Origin of the sequence: Xanthomonas campestris pv. badrii, from assembly GCF_012848175.1 — a bacterium.
Taxonomy (GTDB): Bacteria; Pseudomonadota; Gammaproteobacteria; order Xanthomonadales; family Xanthomonadaceae; genus Xanthomonas; species Xanthomonas campestris_C.
On record NZ_CP051651.1, the window covers coordinates 1101818 to 1125229 of the forward strand.

Here is a 23412-nt window from a genome sequence, read left to right on the forward strand (position 1 = left end):
ATGGAGCGCATCCCGATCCTGCGCATGGGCCAGCTGCTGCTGGTCACCATCCAGGTGGACATGCACGACCAGCTGGCGCTGCAGCTGCAGGAAGACCTGTCGGAGAAGATCAGCGCCACCTCCGCGCGCGGCGTGCTGATCGATATTTCCGCACTGGATATCGTCGATTCGTTCATTGGCCGCATGATCAGCACCATCTCCGGGCTGGCGGCGCTGATGGGCGCCCAGACCGTGGTGGTGGGCATGCAGCCGGCGGTGGCGATCACCCTGGTCGAACTGGGGTTGACCCTGCCGTCGGTGCGCACCGCGCTCGATGTCGAACGCGGCATGCGCCTGCTGCAACAACCCGACCCGCAATCATGAGCGCCGGTTCGCAACCGGTCCGCACCGAGCAGGATGTGGTGCTGGCGCGGCAGACCGTGCGCAAGCTGGTGGTGCAATGCGGCTTGCGGCTGGTCGACCAGACCAAGCTGGTCACCGCGGCCAGCGAACTGGCGCGCAACACCGTGATCTACGGTGGTGGCGGCGACATGGACTGGGCGCTGGTCGAAAGCGGCATCCGCAAGGGCGTGCAGCTGACCTTTCGCGACGAAGGCCCGGGCATTGCCGACCTGGATCTGGCGCTCACCGACGGCTGGACCTCCGGCAGCGGCTTGGGGCTGGGCCTGTCCGGCAGCCGTCGGCTGGTGGACGATTTCGTGCTGGATAGTGCGGCCGGCAAGGGCACCCGTATCACCGTCACCAAATGGAAGTGACGGTTGCCGGCGCGCTCACCCAGGTGATCCGCGTCGAGGAGTCCACCCAGGTGGGGCAGGTGCGCCGCGACGCGGTGGCGCTGGCCCTGGCCTGCGGATTCGACCAAGACGCCTGCGGGCGCGTGGCGCTGGTGGCCACCGAGCTGTGCACCAACCTGCTCAACCATGCCGGCGGCGGGCAGATGCAGCTGTGCAGCGTGGCCGGCCGCGATGGCCCTGGCGTGGAATTGTGCTCGCTCGATCACGGCCCGGGCTTCGTCCTCGCCGACTGCCTGCCGGATGGCTATTCCACCGGCAGCACGCCCGGTAACGGGCTGGGTACCGTGCAGCGGCATGCCACGCTGCTGGATGCGTATTCGGACGCGACCGGGGCGGTGGTGCTGGCGCGCGTGTACGCCGCGCAGGAGACGGCGGCGGACCTGCCCTATGGCGCGATCCGCCTGCCGTTGCACAGCGAAACCGTCTGCGGCGACGCCTGGCAGCTGTGCATCGATGCGCAGCGCACCACCGTCACCGTGATCGATGGCCTGGGCCACGGGCCCGGCGCCGCCGATGCCGCCGATGCGGGTGCCCGCGCCGCCGCGGTGGCCAGCGGCGAGCCCGGCGAGCGTCTCGCACGGCTGCATGCCGCCATGTCCGGCACCCGTGGAGGCGCCGCGGCAGTGATGCAGTTCGACGGTGAAACCGGCCGGGTGCGCTTCGCCGGCGTGGGCAACATCGCCGCGACGCTGTGCGATGGCGACGGCGTGCGCGGCATGCCCTCGCATCCCGGCATCGTCGGGGTGCAGTTTCGCAAGGCGCAGCCCTTCGACTTTCCGCAGGCCGCCGGCAAGCTGTTGGTGATGCACAGCGACGGCCTGCAATCGCGCTGGAACCTGCGCGATCACCCGGGCGTGCTGTCGCGCCATCCACGCATCATTGCCGCGGTGCTGGCGCGCGGTTACGCACGCGGCCGCGACGATGCCTGCGTCTTCGTCATGCGCCTGGGAGGCCTGCAATGAACGCATCCGACGCGGTACCGCCCAGCGATCCGCTGGCCGAGCTGGAGACCCTGCGCCAGCAGAACCAGGCCCTGCGCGAGGAGCTGGAAGAAACCAACCAGGGCGTGCTCGCCCTGTACGCCGAGCTCGACCAGCAAGCCGAGCAGTTGCGCGATGTGTCCGAGCTCAAGAGCCGCTTCCTGTCGTACATGAGCCATGAGTTCCGCACCCCGCTGGGCTCGATCCTGAGCATCACCCGGCTGCTGGAAGACGGCATGGACGGGCCGCTCAACGACGAGCAGCTCAAGCAGGTGCGCTTCGTCAGCGCCTCCACGCGCGAACTGAGCGAGATGGTGGACGATCTGCTGGACCTGGCCAAGATCGAGGCCGGGCGCATCACCATCTCGCCGGGCTGGTTCGACCTGATGGACCTGTTCGCCGCATTGCGCGGCATGTTCCGCCCGCTCGCCGATGTCGGCACCACCACCTTGATCTTCGAAGATCCGCCGGTGCTGCCGATGCTCTACACCGACGACAAGAAGCTGGCGCAGATCCTGCGCAACTTCATTTCCAACGCGCTCAAGTTCACCCCGCAAGGCCATGTGCGCGTGCTGGCGCAGCTGGAAGACGAGCACCATGTGCGCTTCAGCGTGCAGGACACCGGCATCGGCATCGCGCCGGAACTTCACGAAGCCTTGTTCGAGGATTTTGTACAGGTGGACTCGCCGTTTCAGAAGCGCCTGACCGGCACCGGGCTGGGCCTGTCGATCTGCAAGCGCTTCGCCGAACTGCTGGGTGGACGGGTCGGCATCAATAGCGTGGTGGGGCAGGGGTCGGAATTTTTCGTGGTGCTGCCGGTGACGCTAGCAGCGGAGAAGGCACTTGGGCAGTAAGCAGCACATCCTGGTCGTGGACGACAATGCGGTGACGCGCTATTCGGTGCGGCGCGTGCTGGAGCACCATCATTTCGTGGTCGAGGAAGCCGGCACCGGCACCGATGGCCTGGCCAAGCTGGGCGCGCAGTCGTTCGCCGCAGTGGTGCTGGACGTCAACCTGCCGGACATGAGCGGTTTCGATATCGTGCGCGCGCTGCGCGCCGAGCCGCGCACGGCGTTGCTGCCGGTGGTACACGTCTCGGCCGCCTCGATCGCCACCGGCGACATGATCACCGGGCTGGATGCCGGCGCCGATGCGTACATGATCCATCCGGTGGACCCGAACGTGCTGGTTGCCACGCTGCGCACCTTGCTGCGCGCGCGCCACGCCGAAGAGGAGCTGCGGGCGAGCGAGGCACGCTTTCGCGAGATCTTCGAACACATCAGCGCACCGATCGCGGTGGTCGATGCGCAGCTGCACACGCACGAGGTCAATGCGGCGTTCCAGCGCCTGATCGGCAGCGCCAGCCCGGCCGAGGCGATCCAGGCCGCCGGGCTGGACCAGTCCGCGACCGTGCAGGCGCTGACCACCGCGCTGCGGCAGCGCGAGCGCTGGAGCGGCGCCCTGACCCTGCTGCGCGATGGCCGGGCACGCGAGACCGAATGGCGGGTATCGCCGTACCGCGAGCCGGACCTGGGCTTGCTGATGGTCCAGGACGTGACCGAACAGCGGCTGCGCGAGCGCGAACAGCGGCAGGAACTGGATACTGCCACCACCGAGCTGGCGCACCAGATCGCCGAGCGGCAACGCACCGAAATCCAGCTGCTGCAGGCGCAGAAGATGGAAGCGTTGGGCAAGCTCACCGGCGGCATCGCGCACGACTTCAACAACCTGCTGACCAGCATCATTTCCGGCCTGGACATGATCCAGCTGGCAGTGGAATCCAACCGCATCGAGCGGGTGCCACGGCTGGCCGAGATCGCCACCGGCTCGGCGCACCGCGCGGCGGCACTGACCCAGCGCATGCTGGCGTTTGCGCGCAAGCAATCGCTGGATACCCAGCCGTTCGACGTGAACCTGCGCGTGCGTTCGCTGGAAGACATGCTGCGCCGGTCGATCGGCGAAAACATCGTGCTGGAACTGGAACTGGCCGACGCCACGCTGGTGGCGGTGGCCGATGCCAACCAGCTGGAAAACGTGGTGCTCAACCTGGTGATCAATGCCCGCGATGCGATGCAGGGCCAGGGCAGCATCCGCGTGCAGACCACCGCGCATACCGCGCTCGACGACCCGGAGCTGGACGACGGCGAGTATGTGGCGGTGAAGGTGATCGACACCGGCAGCGGGATCGCGCCGGCCATCCTCAACCAGGTGTTCGAGCCGTTCTTCACCACCAAGCCCATCGGCGAAGGCACCGGGCTGGGGCTGTCGATGACCTACGGGTTTGCGCGTCAGTCCGGTGGTACCGCGCGCATCGCCAGCCAGGTGGGCGAGGGCACCACGGTGACGCTGTTGCTGCCGCGTGGGCTGACCGCCAGCGAGCTGCCACCGGCGCCGGCACCGAGCACGCCGCGTACGCACAATGCGCGCATCCTGCTGGTGGACGACACCGACGTGGTGCGCATGATGGTGAGCGAGGTGCTCACCGATGCCGGCTATCTCGTGCTCGAAGCCGAGGATGCCAACGGCGCGCTGATCCATCTGCGCACCGATGTATCGATCGATCTGGTGGTGTCGGATGTCGGCTTGCCTGGCATGAACGGCCGCGACATGGCCGACCTGGCGCGGGTGTTGCGACCGGGGCTGCCGATCCTGTTCATCACCGGCTACGCAGAAAACGCGATCACCCGGCAGGAGTTCCTGGCCGACGGCATGGCCATGTTGCCCAAGCCCTTCAGCCTCAACGACCTGCTCAATACCGTCGGGCAGATGCTCGACAGCAGCGCGCTGGCGCGCACGTAGCAGTGGCGCCGGCCGCGTCGGGCAGCGCCGCGCGTGCAGGCACCGCGCCGCTGCCGGGAGCATCGCCGCGCGCAGAGGTTGGCTGCCGGACACGGTGATCGCTGCCACCTCGCTGCAACGTTACTGACATATCGTGCGCGCGGCGCCGTGCCGCGCCCACGTTTGGTGCGTCCATGCCAAACGGACTCCTTCTTGCGCCACTCATCCAAGGACCCACCCGCATGTCGTTGTACTCGCCTGTCTTGCCGGCGCTGACGCCCGCTACCCCGCACACGGTGCGCAGCCGCAGCGCATTGCAGCGCACGCCGCTGGCACGCGCCTGCGCCGGCCTGTTGCTGGCTTCGATGGCGGCCGCCGCCGCCGCGCAGCAGGCACCGACGCCCCAGGGCGAGGGCAGCCCCACGGCACTGGATACGGTGATCGTCACCGCCGAGCACCGCGAGCAGAACCTGCAGGAGGTGCCGATGTCGGTGGGCGTGGTGCAGGGCCCGGCCATGCGCCAGTACACCGCCGGTGGCGACGACACCTTGCTGGCGCTGTCCGGCCGCGTGCCGGGCTTCTATGCCGAGACCACCACCGGGCGCATCTTCCCGCGCTTCTACATCCGTGGCCTGGGCAATATCGACTTCTATCTGGGCGCTTCGCAGCCGGTGTCCATCATCCAGGACGACGTGGTGCTGGAGCATGTGGTGCTCAAGTCCAACCCGGTCTACGACGTGGACCAGGTCGAAGTGCTGCGCGGCCCGCAGGGCACCCTGTTCGGCCGCAACACCACTGCCGGCATCGTCAAGTTCGACACCGTCAAGCCGGGCGACACCTATAGCGGCCGTCTCGATGCCAGCTACGGCAGCTACAACACGGTATCGCTGGATGGCGGCTTCGGTGGCCCGATCAACGATGTGCTGTCGTTTCGCGTCTCGGCGTTGTACCAGCACCGCGACGACTGGGTGGACAACACCTTCGCCGGCAGCAGCGCCGATGGCACGCGCACCCCGCGCAAGGACGCGATGGGCGGCTACGACGACCGCAACGCGCGCCTGCAGGTACTGTTGAAGCCCAACGATGCGTTCTCGTTGCTGGGCTCGGTGCACACGCGCGATTACGACGGCACCTCCACGCTGTTCCTGCGCAATGCGGTCACCCGCGGCAGCGACAAGGTGGACGTGCCGCGCGATCGGGCGGCCTACGACGAAGCGCACGACAACCCGCAGGCGTACCAGACCGACGGCGGCTCGCTCAAGGCGATCTACGACTTCGGCGGCGTGTCGCTGACCTCGATCACCGCTTACGAAACCACCTCCGGCTACAGCCGTGGCGACACCGATGGCGGCGCAGCGGCCAACTTCCCGGTCGATGGCGTGCCGAACGGGTTCGGCCAGTCGATGGGCCAGATCCGCGACCTGGACCAGTACACCCAGGAACTGCGCCTGGCCAGCGAAGGCGACCAGGCGCTGCAGTGGCAGGTGGGCGCGTTCTACTTCGATGGCCGCGACACCACCGATTTCTACCAGCGTGCGTACTTCCTGCAGACCGCCGCGCGCAATCCCAACAACTGGGTGCGCCTGCGCAACACCAATACCTCGTGGGCCGGTTTCGGTCAGCTCAGCTACAAGGCCACCGACGCACTGACGCTGACCGCCGGCATCCGTCAGACCAAGGACACCAAGCAAACCCGCCTGCTCAAGAGCGCCGACACCGCTACTGGCGTGGTGACCTATCGCGGCCGGCGCGACGTGCGCCTGTCCGACACCCAGCCCAGCTGGGACCTGAGCGCGATGTATGAAATCGACCCGCAGCTGAGCGTGTATGCACGCGTGGCGCGCGGCTTCCGCGGCCCCACCATCCAGGGCCGCAGCGCGGTGTTCAATTCCGACTTCACCACCGCCGATTCGGAAACCATCCTGTCCTGGGAAGCCGGCATCAAGAGCAGCCTGTTCGACAATCGCCTGCGGTTGAATGTCAGCGGCTTCACCTACACCGTCGATGACATCCAGCTCAACGGCAACGACTCGGACGGCAATGGTGTGCTGTTCAATGCCGACAAGGCCAAGGCCTACGGCCTGGAAGCGGATCTGGACTGGCGCCCGATCTCCAACCTGTCGCTCACTGCCGGCCTGAGCCTGCTGCACAGCGAAATCCACGACAAGCGCGTCTATGCACAGGCTTGCGCACTCAATGGCGTGGTGGTGTGCACGGTCAACGACCCGACCATCCGCGTGGGTGCCAACACCTTTGCACAGATCGACGGCAACCCGTTGCCCAATGCGCCCAAGTACAACCTCAACCTGGCGGCGCGCTACGACATCCCGGTGGGCAATGACGGCGCGTTCTTCGTATCCACCGACTGGAACAGGCAGGGCCAGACCAGCTTCGTGCTGTACGACTCCACCGAGTTCCGCGCCGACGGCAACTTCGAAGGCGGCCTCAAGCTTGGCTATACCGGCGGTTATGGTGCGTGGGAAGTGGCGGCATTCGCACGCAACATCACCAACGAAAAGAACCTCAAGGGTGTGATCGAAAACTACATGGCGGCGGTCTATAACGAGCCGCGCATCGTGGGTGTGTCGGTCAACGTCAACTGGCAGTAACGCCTGCCTGGGGCAAGGCCGCGGCGCAGCCGTCGCGGCCCTGTCTGGTGTGTCGGTCAAGCCAGCGGCGTGGATGCGCCGCTGGCGTTGTCATCTCGGCCCTGGCTCAGCACCGAGCGCACCCAGGTGACGATCTGCGCACTGCTCACCGCGCCGGAATGCCGGCCGATCTCATGCCCGCCGCGCAGTACCAGCAGGGTGGGAATGCTGCGAATGCCAAAACGCGTGCCCAGTGTCGGATGCAGGTCGGTATCCACCTTGGCCAGCCGCACCTGCGGCTCCAGCGTTGCCGCCGCGGTGGCGTATTGCGGCGCCATGCTCAGGCACGGCCCGCACCACGGCGCCCAGAAATCCACCACCAGCGGCAGGTCGCTGCGCACGGCGTGCTTGTCGAAATCAACAGCCGACAGCGCCACCGGCGCGCCGAGAAACAACGAGCGATGGCAGTGACCGCAGTTGGGCGCATCGTGCAGACGCGCCCGCGCAATGCGGTTCATCGACGCGCAGCTTGGGCAGGCAATCAGCAGCGGGGCGTCGGTCATGCAGGGTCTCCGGTGGTCAGGCAGGGCGCTCGCCGGGTTGCGCCACCGTGGCGGCGAACGCAGCGACAGGCCGCCAGTGTAGCCACCACGACGCTTTACAGCGGTGTCATGCCCCCAGCCGCACCGCACTGTATGGTGCACTACGGCTGGAGCGCACGCCGCGTGCTCAGGCCGATTGCCCCAGCACCACGGTCGGAACGAAGCCGCCATAGACCATGCGTTTGCCGTCGAAGGGCATCGGGTTGACCGATGGGTCCATGCGCGGGTCCTCCATCATCTTGCGCATACCCTCGTCGCGGGTGGCCTTGTCCGGCCACTCGATCCAGGAAAACACCACCGTCTCGTCCCCGGTGGCCTCCACCGCGCGATAGAAGTCGGTCCATTGCCCATGCTGGACATCGTCGCCCCAGCACTCCACCACGCGCAGCGCGCCGTATTCCATGATGACCGCATCGCCCATGCGGGCATGGGCGATAAACGCGTCCTTGTTGGCCGTGGGCACGGCAAGCACAAATCCATCGATATACGACATAACCACCTCCGTAGACTCCGGTGTACGCCTGCACCGGAGGGTGACCAAGGGATGTTGGTGCGGCCAAGACCGTGGGAAGCAGATGGGGACAGGAGCGTGCATCCAGCGCGCTTGCCATGCGAGCATACGGCGCATGCGGCCGTTCGGCACTGCTCGAGTTGGCTGTCACGCAGCGCGTGCCGCGTGCAGCGCCTGTCGTGCTCGCTCGACCGGCTGCGGGCAGCACGCGCAGGCTAGGTTTGGCCGATGACGGCGGCCGCCGCCCCTGCAGGATGCGGCCGGTACCCGCTGTGAAGTGCGGGAAGCGCAACCGCTGCGGCGGTCAGGCTGCCAGGTTGTGGCGGCGCAGCCGGGCTTCGAACACCACTTCGCCGTCTTCGTTGCGCGCCTGCAAGGTGCCACCGTGGGCCCTGACGAACTGGTCGGCAATGAACAGCCCCAGTCCCAGCCCCTGGCTGGCATGGAAGCTGGCCTTGAACGGTTCGAACAGCCGCGGCATCAGGCTGTCGGGAATATGCCCGGCATTGCGTACCGACAGCCGCAAGGTGTCGGCCTCGCGCCCGTCCAGATGCACCTGCACCGGATGCTGGCCGCCATGCAGCACGGCATTGCCGACCAGGTTGGACACCACCTGGGCCAAGCGGTCGCCGTCGCCATCGCCGTGCAGGTCGCCCTCGGTACGCAGGTCAATGACGGTGTGCGGATTGGCCTGCGCCACCTCACCCACCACGCCATGCGCCACCTCCCCGAAATTGCAGGGGCCGAACTGCATCGGCAATCCATCGGTGCGCAGGCGCGAGAAATCCAGCAATTGCTCGACCATGCGCGCCATGCGGCGCGCGCTGTTTTCCAGGTGCTCGAGCGTGCGTGCCGCCGCGCCGCCGGCCTCCACGTCCAGACTGAGCTTGTCGGCGCACAACAAAATCACCGACAACGGCGTGCGCAGGTCGTGGGTGAGCACCGCCATCATGGTTTCGTTGAGCGTGAGCGCGCGTTCCAGCGAGGCGTTGCGTGCCTTGAGCAGGCGCCGCTGCTGGTACAACTCGATGAACACGTTGACCTTGCTCAGGATCACGTGCGGCTCGATGGGCTTGTGCAGGAAATCCACCGCGCCGGTCTCATAGCCCTGGAAGGCGCGCATCGGGTCGTTCGGCGAAGCGGTCAGGAAAATGATCGGCACATGCCGGGTGCGCTGCGAGCCGCGCATCAGTTCGGCCAACGAAAAACCGTCCATCTCCGGCATGTGCACATCGAGCAGGGCCAGCGCCACGTCGTGTTCGAGCAGCAGCTCCAGCGCCTGCGCACCGGAGGCGGCGCACAGCACTTCGATGCCGTCGCGCTGCAGCAGCGCGTCCATCGCCACCAGGTTCTGCGGCACATCGTCCACGATCAGGATCTTGGCGGGTTCGTCGCCGGGCGCAGCGGGGCCGGTCGCGGTGAGGTTCATGGGTGAAAGGCTTCCAGTTCGCTGCAGATCGCCTGCAGGGTCAGCACCGCATCGGCGCCGGCGTGGGCAAGCGCGGAGGCGGGCATCAAGGGGGAGGCTGCATCGTCGGGCAGTTGGATCCAGGCCGTGCCGCCGGCAGCGCGCACGGCCGCCACACCGGCGCTGCCATCGCTGCTGGCGCCAGTGAGCAGGATCGCCAGCAGGCGCTCGGCAAACACATCGGCGGCCGACTCGAACAGCGGGTCGATCGCCGGGCGCGAAAACAGCACCGGTGCATCCATCGACAGCGCCAGGCTGGTGCGGCTTTCCACCAGCAGGTGGTAATCGGGCGGAGCGATGGTGACCGTGCCGGCCAGCAACGGCTGCTTGTCTTCGGCCTCGCGCACCGGCAGCGCGCAGCGCGCATCCATCAGTTCGGCCACACGGCTGGCGCGGTCGCGCGGCAGGTGCAGCACCACCAGCACCGGTATCGGCAGGGCGGCCGGCAGGCTGGACAACAGCGCCTGCAGCGCCGTGACCCCGCCGGCCGATGCACCGATCACCACCGCGTCGAAGCGCGGGTGCGCAGGCAGAGCGCTCATGCGGCCTTCCGATACAGGCGTTGTTCGCGCGCGCAGGTTTCAAAGGCCTGCGCATGCGCGCCGAACTGCAGCGATTCCTTGCTGCCCAGGCCCAGGAACCCGCGGTGCACCAGCGCCTCGAAGAACAGGCCCACCGCGCGGTCCTGCAGGCTGCGGTTGAAATAGATCAGCACATTGCGGCACGACACCAGATGCACTTCCGAGAACACCGTGTCGGTGGCCAGGCTGTGATCGGCGAACACGATGTTGCGCTTCAGGCGACGGTCGAACACCGCGCCGTCGTAGGCGGTGGTGTAGTAATCCGACAACGAGCCCAGGCCGCCGGCATCCAGATAATTGCGGCTGAACTGCGCGATGCGGTCGATACCGTAGACACCGGCTTCGGCCATGCTCAGTGCCTCGGGATTGATGTCGGTGGCATAGATCACCGCTCTTTCCAGCAGGCCTTCCTCGTGTAGCAGGATCGCCAGCGACCAGACTTCTTCGCCGGTACTGCAGCCGGCTACCCACAGCTTGATCGAAGGATAGGTACGCAATACCGGCAGCGCATGCTCGCGCAACACGCGAAAATACGCAGGATCGCGGAACATCTCCGACACCTGCACGGTGAAGAACTGCATCGCCTGCGCGAAGGTGTCCGGCTCGTGCAGCAGGCGGTGCTGCAGGTCGGCCACGCGCGCGCACTCGAAGCGCGCCATCGCATGGCGCATGCGCCGGCGCAGCGAGGACACCGCGTAATCGCGGAAATCGTAGTGATAGCGCTGGTAGACGGCCTCCAGCAGCACCCGCAATTCCAGGTCGAACAGTTCTACCGAATTCATTGCCGCGAGCACCAGACGCGGCACAGCGACACCAGCTTGTCCACGTCGATGGGCTTGGCGATGTAGTCGTTGGCGCCGGCTTCCAGGCAGCGTTCGCGGTCGTCGGCCATGGCCTTGGCGGTGAGCGCGATGATGGGCAGGTCCTGCCATTGCCGATTGGCGCGGATCTGGCGCATCGCGGTCAGGCCATCCATCTCCGGCATCATGATGTCCATCAACACCAGGTCCACCTCGCGCGACTCCAGGCGCTCCAGCGCTTCGCGTCCGTTGCGGGCGATTTCCAGCGTCACGCCCAGGGGTTCGAGCACGCTGGACAGCGCGAAAATATTGCGCACATCGTCTTCGGCCAGCAACACGGTGGCGCCGTCGAGCACCGCATCGCGGCGACGGGCTTCGCGCAGCAGGCGTTGCTGGTCGCTCGGCAGCGAGGCTTCCACGCTGTGCAGGAACAGCGTCACTTCGTCGAGCAGGCGCTCGGGCGAGCGCACGCCCTTGATGATGATGCTTTTGGAATAGCGGCGCAGGCGCTGTTCTTCGTCGCGCGTCAGCGCGCGGCCGGTGTAGACGATCACTGGCGGGAAGGCCACGGCATCGTTGCCGGCCATGCGTTCGAGCAGGTCGTAGCCGCTGCCGTCCGGCAGTGCCAGGTCGGTGACCATGCAATCGAAGGTGGAGCCGGCCAGTTGCTGCATCGCCTCGGCAATCGTGCCCACGGCCACGATCTCCAATTGGTCGCGTGCCAGCAGCAGCTGCAGATTGGCGCGCAAGGCGCTGTCGTCTTCGACGATCAGCAGGCGGCGCACCGCACGTGCGTTGGTTTCTTCCAGCTGGCGGATCGCACCGGCCAGCAAGTCGCGTGTGGCCGGCTTGATCAGATAGCCCACCGCGCCCAGTTCCAGCGCAATCTGGCTGCGTTCCAGTGCGGACACCACATGCACCGGGATATGGCGGGTGGCGGGGTCGCGCTTGAGGCGTTCGAGCACGCTCAGCCCGGACGCATCGGGCAGGCCGATGTCCAGCAGGATCCCGCTGGGGCGTAGTTCGGCAGCCAGGCGTAACGCCTCTTCGGCACTGGGCGCCACCACGCAGTCGAAATCCAGTTCATGCGCCAGGTCGACCAGCGCCTGCGCAAAGCGGGTGTCGTCTTCCACCGCCAGGATCAGCCGGCCCGGCCGCAACCGTTGATCGCGGTCGTCCAGCGCAGGCTGCAGTGGCGCGGCGCCGGCGGCGGGAATCGGCAACGGCGGCGTGAGCGCGGCGGTACTGGCGTGGCCAACCCGCGCAGCAGTCGCCAGGCCCGCGGCTGGTGCAGTGGCGGCAAGGTCGGCGTCAGGAGTGGCGGCGCTTTCTGCCGGTGCACCGTCGGTGGGCAGCTCCAGCGTGAAGCAACTGCCGCGTCCTGGCTCGCTACTCACACGGATGCTGCCGCCCATGCGTTGCGCCAGATCGCGCGAGATTGACAAGCCCAGGCCGGTACCGCCATAGCGCCGCCGTGTGCTGCCGTCGGCCTGCCGGAATGCTTCGAAGATCACCTCGGTCTGTTCGCGGGCAATGCCGATGCCGGTGTCTTCCACCTTGAACAGCACCCGCCCGGTCGCATGCGCCTGGATCGACAGGCGCACCTTGCCGTGCTCGGTGAACTTGATCGCGTTGGCCAGCAGGTTCTTGAGGATTTGCTGCAGGCGCTGGTTGTCGACCACCAGCTGGCCGGGGGCGCCGACCTCGGCGTCGATCTCCAGGGTCAGGCCCTTCTGCCGCGCCAGCGGTTCGAAGGTGTCGCGCAGCCGCTGCACGATGCTGCCGGTGTCCACGGTCTCATCGGCCAGCTCCACATGCCCGGCCTCGATCTTGGACAGGTCCAGGATGTCGTTGATCAGCGCCAGCAGGTCGTTGTTGGACGACAGGATCGCCTGTGCGTACTTCACCTGTTCGGCGCTGAGCGTGCCGTCCTTGTTGTCGGCCAGCAGCTTGGCCAGGATCAGCGCGCTGTTGAGCGGCGTGCGCAATTCGTGCGACATGTTGGCCAGGAACTCGGACTTGTAGCGCGAGGCGGTCGCCAACTCATTGCCATTGCGCACCAGCTGGTTCTGCGCAACCAGCAAGGCCTGCTTCTGCGCTTCCAGCGCCTGGGTGCGCTCTTCCAGCTGCACGTTGGTCTGTTCCAGCTCGGCCTGTTGCTGCTCCAGATCGCTCTGCGACTGCTGCAGGCTGCGGCTCTGTTCTTCCAGTTCTTCGTTGGCAACGCGCAGTTCTTCCTGCTGCGTCTGCAGTTCCTCGCTCTGGCGCTGGGTTTCTTCCAGCAGGGCCACCAACTGCGCGCGCAGCAGCGCGGTGCGCAAGGCCAGGCCGATGTTCTCGCCACAGCGTGTCAGCAGTTCTTCCTCGCGCGTGGCGGCCGGGCGCGCATCGCTGACACGGCCCAGCTCCAGCAGGCCGATCACCCGGCCATCGGCGGTGACCGGAGCCAGCAACAGTTCCTGGCAGGCGCTCTGGCCCAGACCGGAGGCGATCTGCAGATGCCCGGCATCCACGCCGCGCACCCGGCGCACCGCCGCCCGCTGCACTACCTCGCCCCATTGGCCGGCAGTGGTCGGCAGCGAGGCTGGCATGTCCACCGGCAGCGCGGCGCCGCCGGTCAGGCGCAGGCGATCGCCTTCGATGCGATACAAGGCACCGACCTGCGCATCCAGCGTCTGGCACAGGGCGCGCACTGCGGCATCGGCCAGGTCTTGCGGGCTCTGGTCGCCACGCAGGCTGGCTTCCACGGTGTTTTCGGCCTGCTGCAGCCACAGCGCCACTTCGGCCTGGCGCCGCGCCCGGATCGCCTGCGTCACCACCAGCGCCATCGCCAAGAACGACACGCCGCCGATGCCGCGATTGATCGAAGAGAAACTCGAGTTGGTGCTGGGCGGCGCCAGATGAAATCCAATCGCCAGCAGTACGCACGACAGCACGCCGACCACGAGGGGAACCTGCGGGCGGTTCTGGAACACGGTCACGGCAACGGCCATGAAATAGGTCAGCCACACGGCATAGCCGAGCGGCGTCACCAGCTCTGCGCCCAATGTCCCCGCCATCAAGGCCGCCGCGCACACCCAGATCCAGCGGTCGCGTGTGGTCGAGATGTTCTGCATGTGGCATGGACCGAAACTGAGGGGCGGCCATGGTAGCCGATAAGTTTCACGCGCAAATCGCCGGGTTTTTGACGCGTTTGCGGCTGCGGCAGCTTGCACGCATCCTTCACGTGAACGTCACTATGGTCGCGCGTTTTTCCGGGGAAGCATCGCCAGATGGATGCCCAGACGGCCATCGACAACGCGGGGCTGCTGTCTCACGACAGCCGGCAGTGCCAGCTGTTGGTGCAGAGCGTTTCCGACTACGCCATCTACATGCTCGATGTCGCAGGGCATGTGCGCAGCTGGAATCCCGGTGGCCAGCGCATCAAGGGCTACCGCGCCGATGAGGTGCTTGGCGCGCATTTCTCGCGGTTTTACCTGCCCGAGGATGTGCAGCGCAACGAGCCGAAGCGCAATCTCGAGCTTGCCCGCCAGCAGGGCCGCCTGGCCACCGAAGGCTGGCGCCTGCGCAAGGACGGCAGCCGCTTCTGGGCCAGCGTGGTGATCGAACCGGTGCTGGAATTCGGCGTGCTGGTCGGCTTTGCCAAGATCACCCGCGATGTCAACGACCGCCACGAAGCGCAGCGATTGCTGCAACAGGCGCAGCACGCGCTGTTGCAATCGCAGAAGGTGGAAGCGCTGGGCCGGCTGACGCTGGGCATGGCGCACGATTTCAACAACCTGCTCACGGTGATGGCGACCAGCCTGGACCTGATTGCCTTGCGCGCCGGCGACGATGCGCGCACGCGCATGCTGGTGGAAGCGGCGCAGACGGCGGTGGATCGCGGCGCCTTGCTGACGCGGCAGCTGCTGTCGTTTGCGCGCGGTCAACGGCTGGCACCGGAACGACACGCCGCCAACGCGGTAGTGACGCGTGCGCTGGAGCTGCTGCGCCGCGCTTGCCCGGCTGGAATTGGCCTGGCGTTGCAGCTGTCCGATGCATTGCCGGATGTCTGCGTTGACCCCAGTCAGCTCGAATCGGCACTGCTCAACCTGGTGTTCAACAGTTGCGATGCAATGCCCAACGGTGGCGCGATCGCCGTGAGCACCGCCGTGCAGCAGCGCGCTGCGCCATCGGATCCGCACGGCGCCGTGCGCGGCTATGTCGGCATCGCGGTGCGCGACGACGGCCCGGGCATGTCGGTGCACGTGGCGCAGCGCGCCAGCGAACCGTTTTTCACCACCAAGGATGTTGGCAAGGGCTCCGGCCTCGGATTGAGCCAGGTATTCGGCTTTGCATCCCAGTCCGGTGGTTTTGCGCAGATCGAGACCGCACCAGGACGCGGCACTACTGTCACCCTGTTTCTCCCGGCCATCGAGGAGGCCGAGCATGACTGAATCCCTGCGCCTGCTGATGGTGGAAGATCAAGAAGAACTGCGCGAGTTGATCGGCGAAGCGCTGCGCGATGCCGGCATCAGTGTCGACACCGCCGACGACGGCCATGGCGCGTTGCGCATGCTGCGCGAGAGCGGGCCTTACGACGTGGTATTCAGCGACATCCGCATGCCCAACGGCATGTCGGGCATCGAGTTGAGCGAGCAGGTGGCGCAGCTGCTGCCGCAGGCGCGCGTGATCCTGGCATCGGGCTTTGCCAAGGCGCAGCTGCCGCCGCTGCCGGCGCGGGTCGATTTCCTGCCCAAGCCGTATCGCCTGCGCCAGCTCATCGACATGCTGAAGGGCGTGGCCGCCAGCGCCTGAGAGCCGCCGGCCGCCGCGGCAGGGCATGCTCGCCTCGTGCCAGCCTCGGCGCGCACCAGTCCATACCGGTTGCCAGTGGCCGCCAATCCACCGCGCGTTCGCCAACGTCTCAGGCGGTGCCGACAGCGCTGCGCGCGCAGGTGGGGAAGCGGTCAGTCCACAGCATGTACCGTCCAGGCCACCAGCCGTATCACCAGCGGGCGCACGACCAGCACGCAGCAAAACGCCGTCGGCATCGCGATGCGGTAGGCATCCAGCACGCGCCAAGGGAAGCCCGGCGCCAGGCCGGTGTTGGCGGCGGTGATCACCACGCACATCAACAAGGCCATGATGGCTGCCATGTAGAACGCGAAGACGAACGGCGTGGCACGCACGCCCAGCTTCCAGCGTGGACGCGCAACGACCGGGGAGGGCGGAGATGAGCGCATGGGGTGGCCTTGGAGGTGTCGCGCAATAGCGCCTTGACCGCACTGTAGGGTGGCCGGTGCAGGTGGGGTAGATCGCGTAAGCTTGCGGCTTCCGTAAGCGTGACTTACGAGCCGTTTGGTAATACGTGCTCCATCGATGAACATTCTTCAGTCGATTCGCAGTTTCGTCAGCACGGTCGATGCCGGCAGCATTGCAGGCGGCGCCAAGTTGCTTGGCATCAGCGCCGCGGCGGTGAGCCAGAACATCGCGCGGCTGGAACAGCACCTGGGCGTGCGCCTGCTGCACCGGACCACCCGTAGCCTGGCGTTGACCGAACGTGGCGCGCTGTACTTCGAGCAGGTGCGCCAACTGGAGCGCGACCTGGAGCGTGCGCGGCAACTGGTGGCCGGCCCGCAGCAGGCGCCTGCCGGGCGGCTGCGGGTGGCCAGCACCGCCGCCTTCGCCCGGCATGTGCTGGCCCCGATGTTGCCGGCGCTGCACCAGCGGTATCCGCAGTTGGAGATCGAGCTGCTGTGCACCGACCGGCTGGTGCAGCATCCGCGGGAGAATGTCGATGTCAGCCTGCGTATCGAAGCGCAGCTGGAAGACGGCCTGGTGGCCCGCTGTATCGCCCAGGTGCCGTTCGTGGTGTGCGCCGCGCCGGACTATCTTGCCCGCTGCGGCACGCCGGCCAGCCCGGACGAATTGAAGTACCACCGCTGCCTGCTGTTGCGGTACCCGGTGGACGGCCGCTTCCTGCGCTGGACCTTCGTGCGCGACGGCGTGCGTTTCCAGCCGCAGCTGGGCCAGGCGATGGTCAGCGACGATGTGGACGCATTGGCCATCATGGCCGCGGCTGGCGGCGGCATCGCGCGCGTGGCCGCTTTCGTGGCGCAGCCGTACCTGCAGCGCGGCCAGCTGCAGCCGTTGTTCGTGCCCGGGAGCGCCAACGCAAGCCAGGTCGCGCTGGAGCCGCTACGGCTGTACCTGTGCGTTGCCGACCGCCGCGACTTTACGCCCAAGGTGCGCGCCTTCATGGACCACATCGTCGAACGCCTGCCGCCGGAATGGCAGGTAACCGAACCGGCGTTGGCGCCGGGGTAGAGCGGCCGACAGAGCGTAGCGGGCACGCGTCAGCTGGGCGTGGCCAGTGCGCAGGAGTGAAGTGGGTGAGAAGGCTGCGAGGGCGCCGAGCTCTGGCCGCGGTCGCCGGACGTTCTGCGCCGCGGTGGGTCGGCCGCTCCTGGATTGCCGGTGCCAGGCCAGCTTCGATCGCCGTTGCAGCGACGCGGCGTGCACCGTTGCAATGGGTTGCATGCGCGTTGAATGACCCATGCGCGCCGGGTGGTGGCGACCCTGCGACCAGCGCGAGGCAGCCATGCCCAGCAGCGCGCTGCGCGGCGTGCGCGCAGCGATCGCCATTCTTCGCTGGTGGCGGCTCATTCAAGCCGGAGCATCACCACCGAGCGCGCAGGCAGCGCCACCGTCAGCGTCCTGCCTTGCAGGCGTGCCCCCTTGAACGATGCGGGTTCCACCGCGTGCGGCTGCGCGAACGTGTTATGCGCGGTGATCGCGGGGGCGGTGAGGATCTGTCCCTCGACACGGCGTGCGGACAGCCCCTGCACCTCCACGCTGACGTTGGCCGGGCTTGTTGCATCCAGGTTGGTCAGTGCCACATACACATGCCCATCCCTGGCCTTGACCGCCGAACCGTGCACTGCCGGCACCTGCACGCTGCCATGGCGATACTCGGGCGTGCGCAGGTCGAGCGGCAGCTGGGTGGCGTCCTGGTAGGGTTTGTACAGTGCGAACACGTGGTAGGTCGGCGTCAGCACCATCTTGTCGCCGTCGGTGAGGATCATCGCCTGCAGCACGTTGACCATCTGCGCGATATTGGCCATGCGTACACGCTCGGCATGCGCGCTGAAGATGTCGATATTCAATGCCGCCACCAAGGCATCGCGCAGGCTGTTCTGCTGATGCAGGAATCCCGGGTTCGCGCCAGGCAGGCCGGCGTACCAGGTGCCCCATTCGTCCACCACCAGCGCGACTTTCTTGGCCGGATCGTACTTGTCCATGATGGCGCTGTGCCGGGTGATCAGTTCGTCCATCACCAGGGTGCGCGAGAGCGTGTCGATCCACGCGGCCTCGTCGAAATCGGTGGACGAGGCGCGCGGCGGCCAGCCCCCGGGCACGGTGTAGTAATGCAGGCTCAGGCCATCCATCAGGGTGCCGGCCTCGCGCATCATCACCTCGGTCCAGTGGTAATCGTCGTTGTTCGGTCCGGGAGCGATCTTGAGGATCTTCTGGTTTGCGGGCGCCTTGACGAAGGTCTGGTAGCGCCGGTACACGTCGGCCGCATAGTCCACCCGCATGTTGCCGCCGCAGCCCCACAGCTCGTTGCCCACACCGAAGTAGGGCACCTGCCAGGGCGCATCGCGGCCATTGGCGCGGCGCTCGCTGGCCAGGCTGGAGCGGGTGGGGGCGGTCATGTACTCGCTCCACTGCGCGATCTCGTCCGGCGCCGCATTGCCCACGTTGCCGGCGATGTACGCCTGGGTGCCGAGCAGTTCGGTGAAGTCCATGAACTCGTGGGTGCCGAAGCGGTTGGATTCCTCCACGCCGCCCCAGTGGGTGTTGACGCGGATCGGGCGTTTCGCCGGTGCGCCCACACCGTCGCGCCAGTGGTATTCGTCGGCAAAACAGCCACCCGGCCAGCGGATATTGGGCACCGCGATCGCCTTCAACGCCGCAAGCACGTCGTTGCGATAGCCGCGCGTATTGGGAATCGGCGACTCCTCGCCCACCCACACCCCGCCATAGATGCCGGTACCCAGGTGTTCGGCAAACTGCCCGAAGACCTGGCGCGACACCTGCGCGCCAGGCTGGTCCGCGTGCAGCGTGCCGGTCACCTTCACCTCGGCCGCAGAGGCCGCCAATGCGGTGATCGCCGCAACGACCGCAACCATGCTGGGCAGCAGCCTGCTGCGTGAGGTCTGCAACGCGAGGGAAATCCACTGCATCGGCGGGGCGCTCCTGGGGTCGGTAGGCGAGGGCGTGCGCCGGCATCGCCGCAGGCGCGCCGGTAGGGTAGTGCGTGCGGGGCGGTCTGTCGCTGCGGCGCTGACCGGAAGGCGGGCACTGCCGCGTGCGCGTGCTGCCGCGTGCCGGCGGCAGTGTCCGGCCGGCCAGGATGTGCGCGAGCGCATGGCAGGCGACGGCGCCAGGCGGCTATGCTCGCGGGCTTCCAACAGCGGCGGGGCGATCCATGCAGCGAGTGTTCGGGCAGTTGCCAGACGGGACCGAGGTCCATGCGTTGACCCTGCGCAGCGATGCCGGGTTGGCGGCGGACGTGCTGACCTATGGCGGCATCCTGCACACGCTGCAGTTGACCACCGCACAGGGCGTGGTGCCGCTGGTGCTGAACCTGCCGGATCTGCCTGCCTACGCCGCCGATGGCGACAGCCTCAACATCCTGGTCGGCCGCTTCGGCAACCGCATCGCCGGTGCGCGCTACACGCTCGATGGCCTCACCCACGCGCTGGCCGCCAACGAAGGGCGCAACCAGCTGCACGGCGGCCTGCGCGGTTTCGGCCGGCGGGTCTGGAGCGTGCTGGAGCAAACCGCCGACCAGGTGCTGCTTGGCTACGACTCGCCCGATGGTGAAGAGGGCTATCCCGGCAACCTGCAGGTGCGTGCACGGCTGGCCCTGCATGGCGACACGCTGCAGCTGGACTTCGAGGCGCGCTGCGATGCCGCCACGCCGTTGAACCTGACCCATCATCCCTATTTCAATCTGTCCGGCGACCCGCAGATGCGTGCCGCAGCGCAGGTGTTGCGGGTGCCGGCGGACCGCTATCTGCCGGTGGATGCCGAATCGATCCCCACCGGGGAGATTGCCGCGGTGGCCGGTACCCCGTTCGACTTCCGCGCGCCTGCCGCGCTGGCCGAGCGGATCGACCCGGCGCATCCGCAGATCGTGCTCGGCAAGGGCTACGACCAGTGCCTGGTGCTGGCCGAGGGAGCGCGCTGCGTCGCCGAGCTGTACTCACCGCACAGCGGCGTGGCGATGCGCATCAGCAGCGATGCGCCGGCCGTGCAACTCTACGAGGGGCAGCATCTGGACGCCCATCACCCGGGGCTGGGCCGCGGCATCTGCCTGGAGCCGCAGGACTACCCGGATGCGCCCAATCACCCGCAGTTCCCCTCGGCCATCCTGCGACCCGGCCAGGTCTATCGCCGCCGCATCGCCTATCGCTTTGCCAGCCCGGGCCCGGAGCAGCCCTGGGAGGTGGTCAGTAGTGCGTTGGATGGATAGAGGCTGCGTCGGCGCCGGTGACCGTCGTTAACTCGCCGTCATCGCAATCAGCGCGGGCCCAGCACCAGCTCGATCACGAACTTGCTGCCGAAGAACGACAGCACCAGCAGCGCCATTGCGGTCAGCGTCCAGTGCACCGCCTTGGTGCCGCGCCAGCCGTTACGCCAGCGGCCGACCAGCAGCGCGCCGAACACCACCCACGACAGGATGCTGAGCACGGTCTTGTGCAGCAGGCGCTGCGCCAGGAAGTCCTGCACGAACAGCAGGCCGGTCAGCAGGGTCAGGCTGAGCAACACGAAGCCGACCGTGATCGTGCGGAACAGCAGCGTTTCCAGCTCGGTCAGCGGCGGCAGCGCACGCAGCCAGGTGTGGAAGTCGCGTCGCCGTAGCGCACGCTCCTGCAGCCACAACATGATCGCCAGCAACGCGGCGATGCCCAGGGTGGCGTATGCCAGCAAGGCCATCCAGGCGTGCAGCTCCAGCCGCCAGCCCAGGTCCGCGCTGGGCTCGTGACCATAGGCGTGGTAACAGGCCAGCAGGATCGCCGACAACGGGAACACCACCACGCCCACCGCCGCGGTCCTGCCGCGCCCACCGAACACCGCGGTCAGCCCGGCCATGCCCAGGCCGGTCAGCGACAGCGCTGCGAAGAAGTGCATGTCCGGCCCGCCGGCGGTGCGCAAGGCCACCAGCACGTGGTAGCCGGCATGCAGCGCCACCGCTGCCAGCGCCGGCCCCAGCCAGCGCGCAGGCGACTGGTTGCCATCGCGCAGCACCGCACGGGTGAGCAGGGCCGCAGCCAGCAGGTACAGGGCGAACGCGATGAGAACGATTGTCATCGTGGAAGTTTCGCATACTGGGGGCTGGGATTCGGGATTCGGGATTCGGGAATCGGGATTCGGGATTCGGGAATCGGGAATCGGGAATCGGGAATCGGGAATCGGGAATCGGGGAAAAGCGGGCGGCCGCGGGGTGTGTGGGTTTGGGGGTGGCAGGGAAGCGGTGGCACGCAGGGAAAGGAGGCGCCCGGGCGGGTGAGGTGTAGCACGGCACTGCATGACATCGGGCCCGCGCCGGCAGCGCACGGGCGGGGCGGGCTGGTCTGGTTGTGCTGCTCCTGTTCTTCGCGGGCCCCGGAGTGCTGGTCTGCGCACTGCCGCGCGTTCGCGGGGCGGCTTCGCCGGGACGGTGTCGCCAGGCGCGCGGCGGGTCGGTGGGGCGGGGCGTTGGCCGGTGCCGCTATACTCGACGCCCGTTTCCCCTTCGCGGTCCCTTGCGCATGTTCGAGTCCCTTACCCAACGTCTCTCCGGCACCATGGAGCGCCTGCGCGGCCGCGGCCGCCTGACCGAGGAGAACATCCGCGAGGCGACCCGCGAAGTGCGTATCGCGCTGCTGGAGGCCGACGTCGCGCTGCCGGTGGTGCAGGCGTTGATCGAGCGCATCAAGGTGCGCGCCGTGGGCCAGGAAGTGCTCAAGTCGCTGACCCCGGGCCAGGCGCTGATCAAGGTGGTGCGCGACGAGCTCACTGCCGTGATGGGCGCGGCCGCCACCGACCTCAATCTCAATGTGCCGGCACCGGCGATCGTGCTGATGGCCGGTCTGCAGGGCGCGGGCAAGACCACCACGGTGGGCAAGCTCGCCAAGCACCTGAAGGAAAAGCGCAAGAAAAAGGTCATGGTGGTCTCGGCCGACGTCTACCGCCCGGCCGCGATCGAGCAGCTCAAGACCCTGGCCGAACAGGTCGGCGTCTTGTTCTTCGCCTCCGATGCGTCGCAGAAGCCGGTCGACATCGTGCGCGCAGCCATCAGCGATGCGCGCAAGTCGTTCGTCGACGTGCTGCTGGTCGATACCGCCGGACGCCTGGCGATCGATCAGGCGATGATGGACGAGATCAAGGCGCTGCACGCCGCGGTCAACCCCACCGAAACCCTGTTCGTGGTCGATGCGATGACCGGCCAGGACGCGGCCAACACCGCCAAGGCCTTCGGCGAGGCGCTGCCGCTGACCGGCGTGGTGCTGACCAAGACCGACGGCGATGCCCGCGGCGGTGCCGCGCTGAGCGTGCGCTACATCACCGGCAAGCCGATCAAGTTCGTCGGTACCGGCGAAAAGACCGACGGCCTGGATGTGTTCCATCCGGACCGCGTCGCCAGCCGCATCCTGGACATGGGCGATGTGCTGTCGCTGGTGGAGCAGGTCGAGCACAGCGTCGACCAGGAAAAGGCCGCCAAGCTGGCCGCCAAGGTCGCCAAGGGCAAGAAATTCGACCTCAACGACATGAAGGAACAGCTCGAGCAGATGCAGAACATGGGCGGCATCCATGGGCTGATGGACAAACTGCCGGGCATGGGCCAGATCCCGGACAACGTCAAGCAGCAGGTCACCGGCAAGGAAGTGCCGCGCATGATCGCCATCATCAACTCGATGACCAAGAAGGAGCGCCGCAACCCGGCGTTGCTCAACGGCTCGCGCCGCGCCCGCATCGCACGCGGCTCGGGCATGCAGCCGGCCGACGTCAACAAGCTGATGAAGCAGTACCAGCAGATGGAAAAGATGATGGGCAAGCTGGCCGGTGGCGGCATGAAGGGCCTGATGCGCAACATGAAGGGCATGATGGGCGCCATGGGCGGCCGCGGCGGCATGCCGTTCCGCTGAATTTCAAACGGCGACGCGCGCGGGAAGTGCTTCGACAGCCACGCGGGCGTTGAACGTTGGCAATGCTGCTGTGCGCTGCAGCCAAGCTTTCGCTGGGCCGCGTTGTCGGCGGTGCGTCGGTAACGGCGTGT

At 67.3% G+C, this 23412-nt stretch carries 20 protein-coding genes; 11 read left to right on the forward strand and 9 right to left on the reverse strand.

The window, feature by feature from the left end:
• The 6 genes from HG421_RS04760 to HG421_RS04785 all read left to right on the forward strand — a co-directional run bounded on the left by HG421_RS04760 (position 1) and on the right by HG421_RS04785 (position 7161).
• Positions 1–363, forward strand: a complete 363-nt coding sequence (locus HG421_RS04760; RefSeq protein WP_169705431.1) for an STAS domain-containing protein — start codon at positions 1–3, stop codon at positions 361–363.
• Entirely contained in the window at positions 360–755 is a 396-nt protein-coding gene (locus HG421_RS04765; protein WP_169705432.1) for an ATP-binding protein, read from the forward strand. The genes HG421_RS04760 and HG421_RS04765 overlap by 4 nt, the downstream gene beginning before the upstream one ends.
• Entirely contained in the window at positions 746–1756 is a 1011-nt protein-coding gene (locus HG421_RS04770; protein WP_169705433.1) for an ATP-binding protein, read from the forward strand. Before HG421_RS04765 ends, HG421_RS04770 begins: the two co-directional genes overlap by 10 nt.
• Positions 1753–2628, forward strand: a complete 876-nt coding sequence (locus HG421_RS04775) for a sensor histidine kinase (protein ID WP_169705434.1) — start codon at positions 1753–1755, stop codon at positions 2626–2628. Before HG421_RS04770 ends, HG421_RS04775 begins: the two co-directional genes overlap by 4 nt.
• The gene (locus tag HG421_RS04780; RefSeq protein ID WP_169705435.1) at positions 2618–4573 is read left to right on the forward strand and encodes a response regulator; all 1956 of its coding nucleotides are present in this window, start codon (positions 2618–2620) and stop codon (positions 4571–4573) included. The genes HG421_RS04775 and HG421_RS04780 overlap by 11 nt, the downstream gene beginning before the upstream one ends.
• 221 nt (positions 4574–4794) lie before the next feature.
• Complete coding sequence (locus HG421_RS04785) at positions 4795–7161, forward strand: TonB-dependent receptor (protein ID WP_169705436.1); 2367 nt, start codon at positions 4795–4797, stop codon at positions 7159–7161.
• A gap of 56 nt (positions 7162–7217) precedes the next feature.
• Here the strand turns inward: HG421_RS04785 and trxC are convergent, their stop codons facing one another.
• The 6 genes from trxC to HG421_RS04815 all read right to left on the reverse strand — a co-directional run bounded on the left by trxC (position 7218) and on the right by HG421_RS04815 (position 14218).
• Complete coding sequence (trxC, locus tag HG421_RS04790) at positions 7218–7703, reverse strand: thioredoxin TrxC (protein ID WP_169705437.1); 486 nt, start codon at positions 7701–7703, stop codon at positions 7218–7220.
• 166 nt (positions 7704–7869) lie between these two features.
• The gene (locus HG421_RS04795) at positions 7870–8235 is read right to left on the reverse strand and encodes a DUF1428 domain-containing protein (RefSeq protein ID WP_169705438.1); all 366 of its coding nucleotides are present in this window, start codon (positions 8233–8235) and stop codon (positions 7870–7872) included.
• A gap of 322 nt (positions 8236–8557) precedes the next feature.
• Entirely contained in the window at positions 8558–9682 is a 1125-nt protein-coding gene (locus HG421_RS04800) for a hybrid sensor histidine kinase/response regulator (RefSeq protein WP_169705439.1), read from the reverse strand.
• On the reverse strand, positions 9679–10263 hold the full coding sequence (locus HG421_RS04805; RefSeq protein ID WP_169705440.1) for a chemotaxis protein CheB: 585 nt from the start codon (positions 10261–10263) through the stop codon (positions 9679–9681). Before HG421_RS04805 ends, HG421_RS04800 begins: the two co-directional genes overlap by 4 nt.
• Complete coding sequence (locus HG421_RS04810) at positions 10260–11108, reverse strand: CheR family methyltransferase (protein WP_211161783.1); 849 nt, start codon at positions 11106–11108, stop codon at positions 10260–10262. The genes HG421_RS04805 and HG421_RS04810 overlap by 4 nt, the downstream gene beginning before the upstream one ends.
• Positions 11081–14218 carry a response regulator gene (locus tag HG421_RS04815; RefSeq protein ID WP_169705442.1) on the reverse strand — a complete coding sequence of 1046 codons (3138 nt, stop codon included), beginning with the start codon at positions 14216–14218 and terminating at the stop codon, positions 11081–11083. The genes HG421_RS04810 and HG421_RS04815 overlap by 28 nt, the downstream gene beginning before the upstream one ends.
• A 156-nt stretch (positions 14219–14374) precedes the next feature.
• Between HG421_RS04815 and HG421_RS04820 the strand changes: the two genes are divergently transcribed.
• Entirely contained in the window at positions 14375–15538 is a 1164-nt protein-coding gene (locus tag HG421_RS04820; RefSeq protein WP_169705443.1) for a PAS domain-containing sensor histidine kinase, read from the forward strand.
• Positions 15531–15899 carry a response regulator gene (locus HG421_RS04825; RefSeq protein ID WP_169705444.1) on the forward strand — a complete coding sequence of 123 codons (369 nt, stop codon included), beginning with the start codon at positions 15531–15533 and terminating at the stop codon, positions 15897–15899. Before HG421_RS04820 ends, HG421_RS04825 begins: the two co-directional genes overlap by 8 nt.
• A gap of 152 nt (positions 15900–16051) precedes the next feature.
• Here the strand turns inward: HG421_RS04825 and HG421_RS04830 are convergent, their stop codons facing one another.
• Positions 16052–16327: a DUF2798 domain-containing protein gene (locus HG421_RS04830; RefSeq protein ID WP_169705445.1), complete on the reverse strand. Its 276-nt coding sequence runs from the start codon at positions 16325–16327 to the stop codon at positions 16052–16054.
• Positions 16328–16463: 136 nt separating this feature from the next.
• Between HG421_RS04830 and HG421_RS04835 the strand changes: the two genes are divergently transcribed.
• Entirely contained in the window at positions 16464–17411 is a 948-nt protein-coding gene (locus HG421_RS04835; protein ID WP_169705446.1) for a LysR family transcriptional regulator, read from the forward strand.
• A gap of 335 nt (positions 17412–17746) precedes the next feature.
• Here HG421_RS04835 and HG421_RS04840 read toward each other — a convergent pair whose 3' ends face one another.
• On the reverse strand, positions 17747–19330 hold the full coding sequence (locus tag HG421_RS04840; protein ID WP_169705447.1) for an alpha-N-arabinofuranosidase: 1584 nt from the start codon (positions 19328–19330) through the stop codon (positions 17747–17749).
• A gap of 245 nt (positions 19331–19575) precedes the next feature.
• Here HG421_RS04840 and HG421_RS04845 point away from each other — a divergent pair, with 245 nt between their 5' ends.
• Positions 19576–20625: an aldose epimerase family protein gene (locus HG421_RS04845; RefSeq protein ID WP_169705448.1), complete on the forward strand. Its 1050-nt coding sequence runs from the start codon at positions 19576–19578 to the stop codon at positions 20623–20625.
• Positions 20626–20672: 47 nt separating this feature from the next.
• Here HG421_RS04845 and HG421_RS04850 read toward each other — a convergent pair whose 3' ends face one another.
• Positions 20673–21464, reverse strand: a complete 792-nt coding sequence (locus HG421_RS04850) for a cytochrome C assembly family protein (protein WP_169705449.1) — start codon at positions 21462–21464, stop codon at positions 20673–20675.
• Positions 21465–21904: 440 nt separating this feature from the next.
• Between HG421_RS04850 and ffh the strand changes: the two genes are divergently transcribed.
• On the forward strand, positions 21905–23281 hold the full coding sequence (gene ffh, locus HG421_RS04855) for a signal recognition particle protein (RefSeq protein WP_169705450.1): 1377 nt from the start codon (positions 21905–21907) through the stop codon (positions 23279–23281).
• Positions 23282–23412 lie beyond the last annotated feature (131 nt).

Excerpts from the sequence above, each read along its gene's own strand:
- trxC (WP_169705437.1), bottom strand. The coding sequence starts at position 7,703 with ATGACCGACGCCCCGCTGCTGATTGCCTGCCCAAGCTGCGCGTCGATG.
- HG421_RS04835 (WP_169705446.1), top strand. The coding sequence starts at position 16,464 with ATGAACATTCTTCAGTCGATTCGCAGTTTCGTCAGCACGGTCGATGCC.
- HG421_RS04825 (WP_169705444.1), top strand. The coding sequence starts at position 15,531 with ATGACTGAATCCCTGCGCCTGCTGATGGTGGAAGATCAAGAAGAACTG.
- HG421_RS04795 (WP_169705438.1), bottom strand. The coding sequence starts at position 8,235 with ATGTCGTATATCGATGGATTTGTGCTTGCCGTGCCCACGGCCAACAAG.
- ffh (WP_169705450.1), top strand. The coding sequence starts at position 21,905 with ATGTTCGAGTCCCTTACCCAACGTCTCTCCGGCACCATGGAGCGCCTG.
- HG421_RS04850 (WP_169705449.1), bottom strand. The coding sequence starts at position 21,464 with ATGACAATCGTTCTCATCGCGTTCGCCCTGTACCTGCTGGCTGCGGCC.
- HG421_RS04775 (WP_169705434.1), top strand. The coding sequence starts at position 1,753 with ATGAACGCATCCGACGCGGTACCGCCCAGCGATCCGCTGGCCGAGCTG.
- HG421_RS04760 (WP_169705431.1), top strand. The coding sequence starts at position 1 with ATGGAGCGCATCCCGATCCTGCGCATGGGCCAGCTGCTGCTGGTCACC.
- HG421_RS04765 (WP_169705432.1), top strand. The coding sequence starts at position 360 with ATGAGCGCCGGTTCGCAACCGGTCCGCACCGAGCAGGATGTGGTGCTG.
- HG421_RS04840 (WP_169705447.1), bottom strand. The coding sequence starts at position 19,330 with ATGCAGTGGATTTCCCTCGCGTTGCAGACCTCACGCAGCAGGCTGCTG.
- HG421_RS04845 (WP_169705448.1), top strand. The coding sequence starts at position 19,576 with ATGCAGCGAGTGTTCGGGCAGTTGCCAGACGGGACCGAGGTCCATGCG.
- HG421_RS04770 (WP_169705433.1), top strand. The coding sequence starts at position 746 with ATGGAAGTGACGGTTGCCGGCGCGCTCACCCAGGTGATCCGCGTCGAG.
- HG421_RS04830 (WP_169705445.1), bottom strand. The coding sequence starts at position 16,327 with ATGCGCTCATCTCCGCCCTCCCCGGTCGTTGCGCGTCCACGCTGGAAG.
- HG421_RS04805 (WP_169705440.1), bottom strand. The coding sequence starts at position 10,263 with ATGAGCGCTCTGCCTGCGCACCCGCGCTTCGACGCGGTGGTGATCGGT.
- HG421_RS04815 (WP_169705442.1), bottom strand. The coding sequence starts at position 14,218 with ATGCAGAACATCTCGACCACACGCGACCGCTGGATCTGGGTGTGCGCG.
- HG421_RS04785 (WP_169705436.1), top strand. The coding sequence starts at position 4,795 with ATGTCGTTGTACTCGCCTGTCTTGCCGGCGCTGACGCCCGCTACCCCG.
- HG421_RS04820 (WP_169705443.1), top strand. The coding sequence starts at position 14,375 with ATGGATGCCCAGACGGCCATCGACAACGCGGGGCTGCTGTCTCACGAC.
- HG421_RS04800 (WP_169705439.1), bottom strand. The coding sequence starts at position 9,682 with ATGAACCTCACCGCGACCGGCCCCGCTGCGCCCGGCGACGAACCCGCC.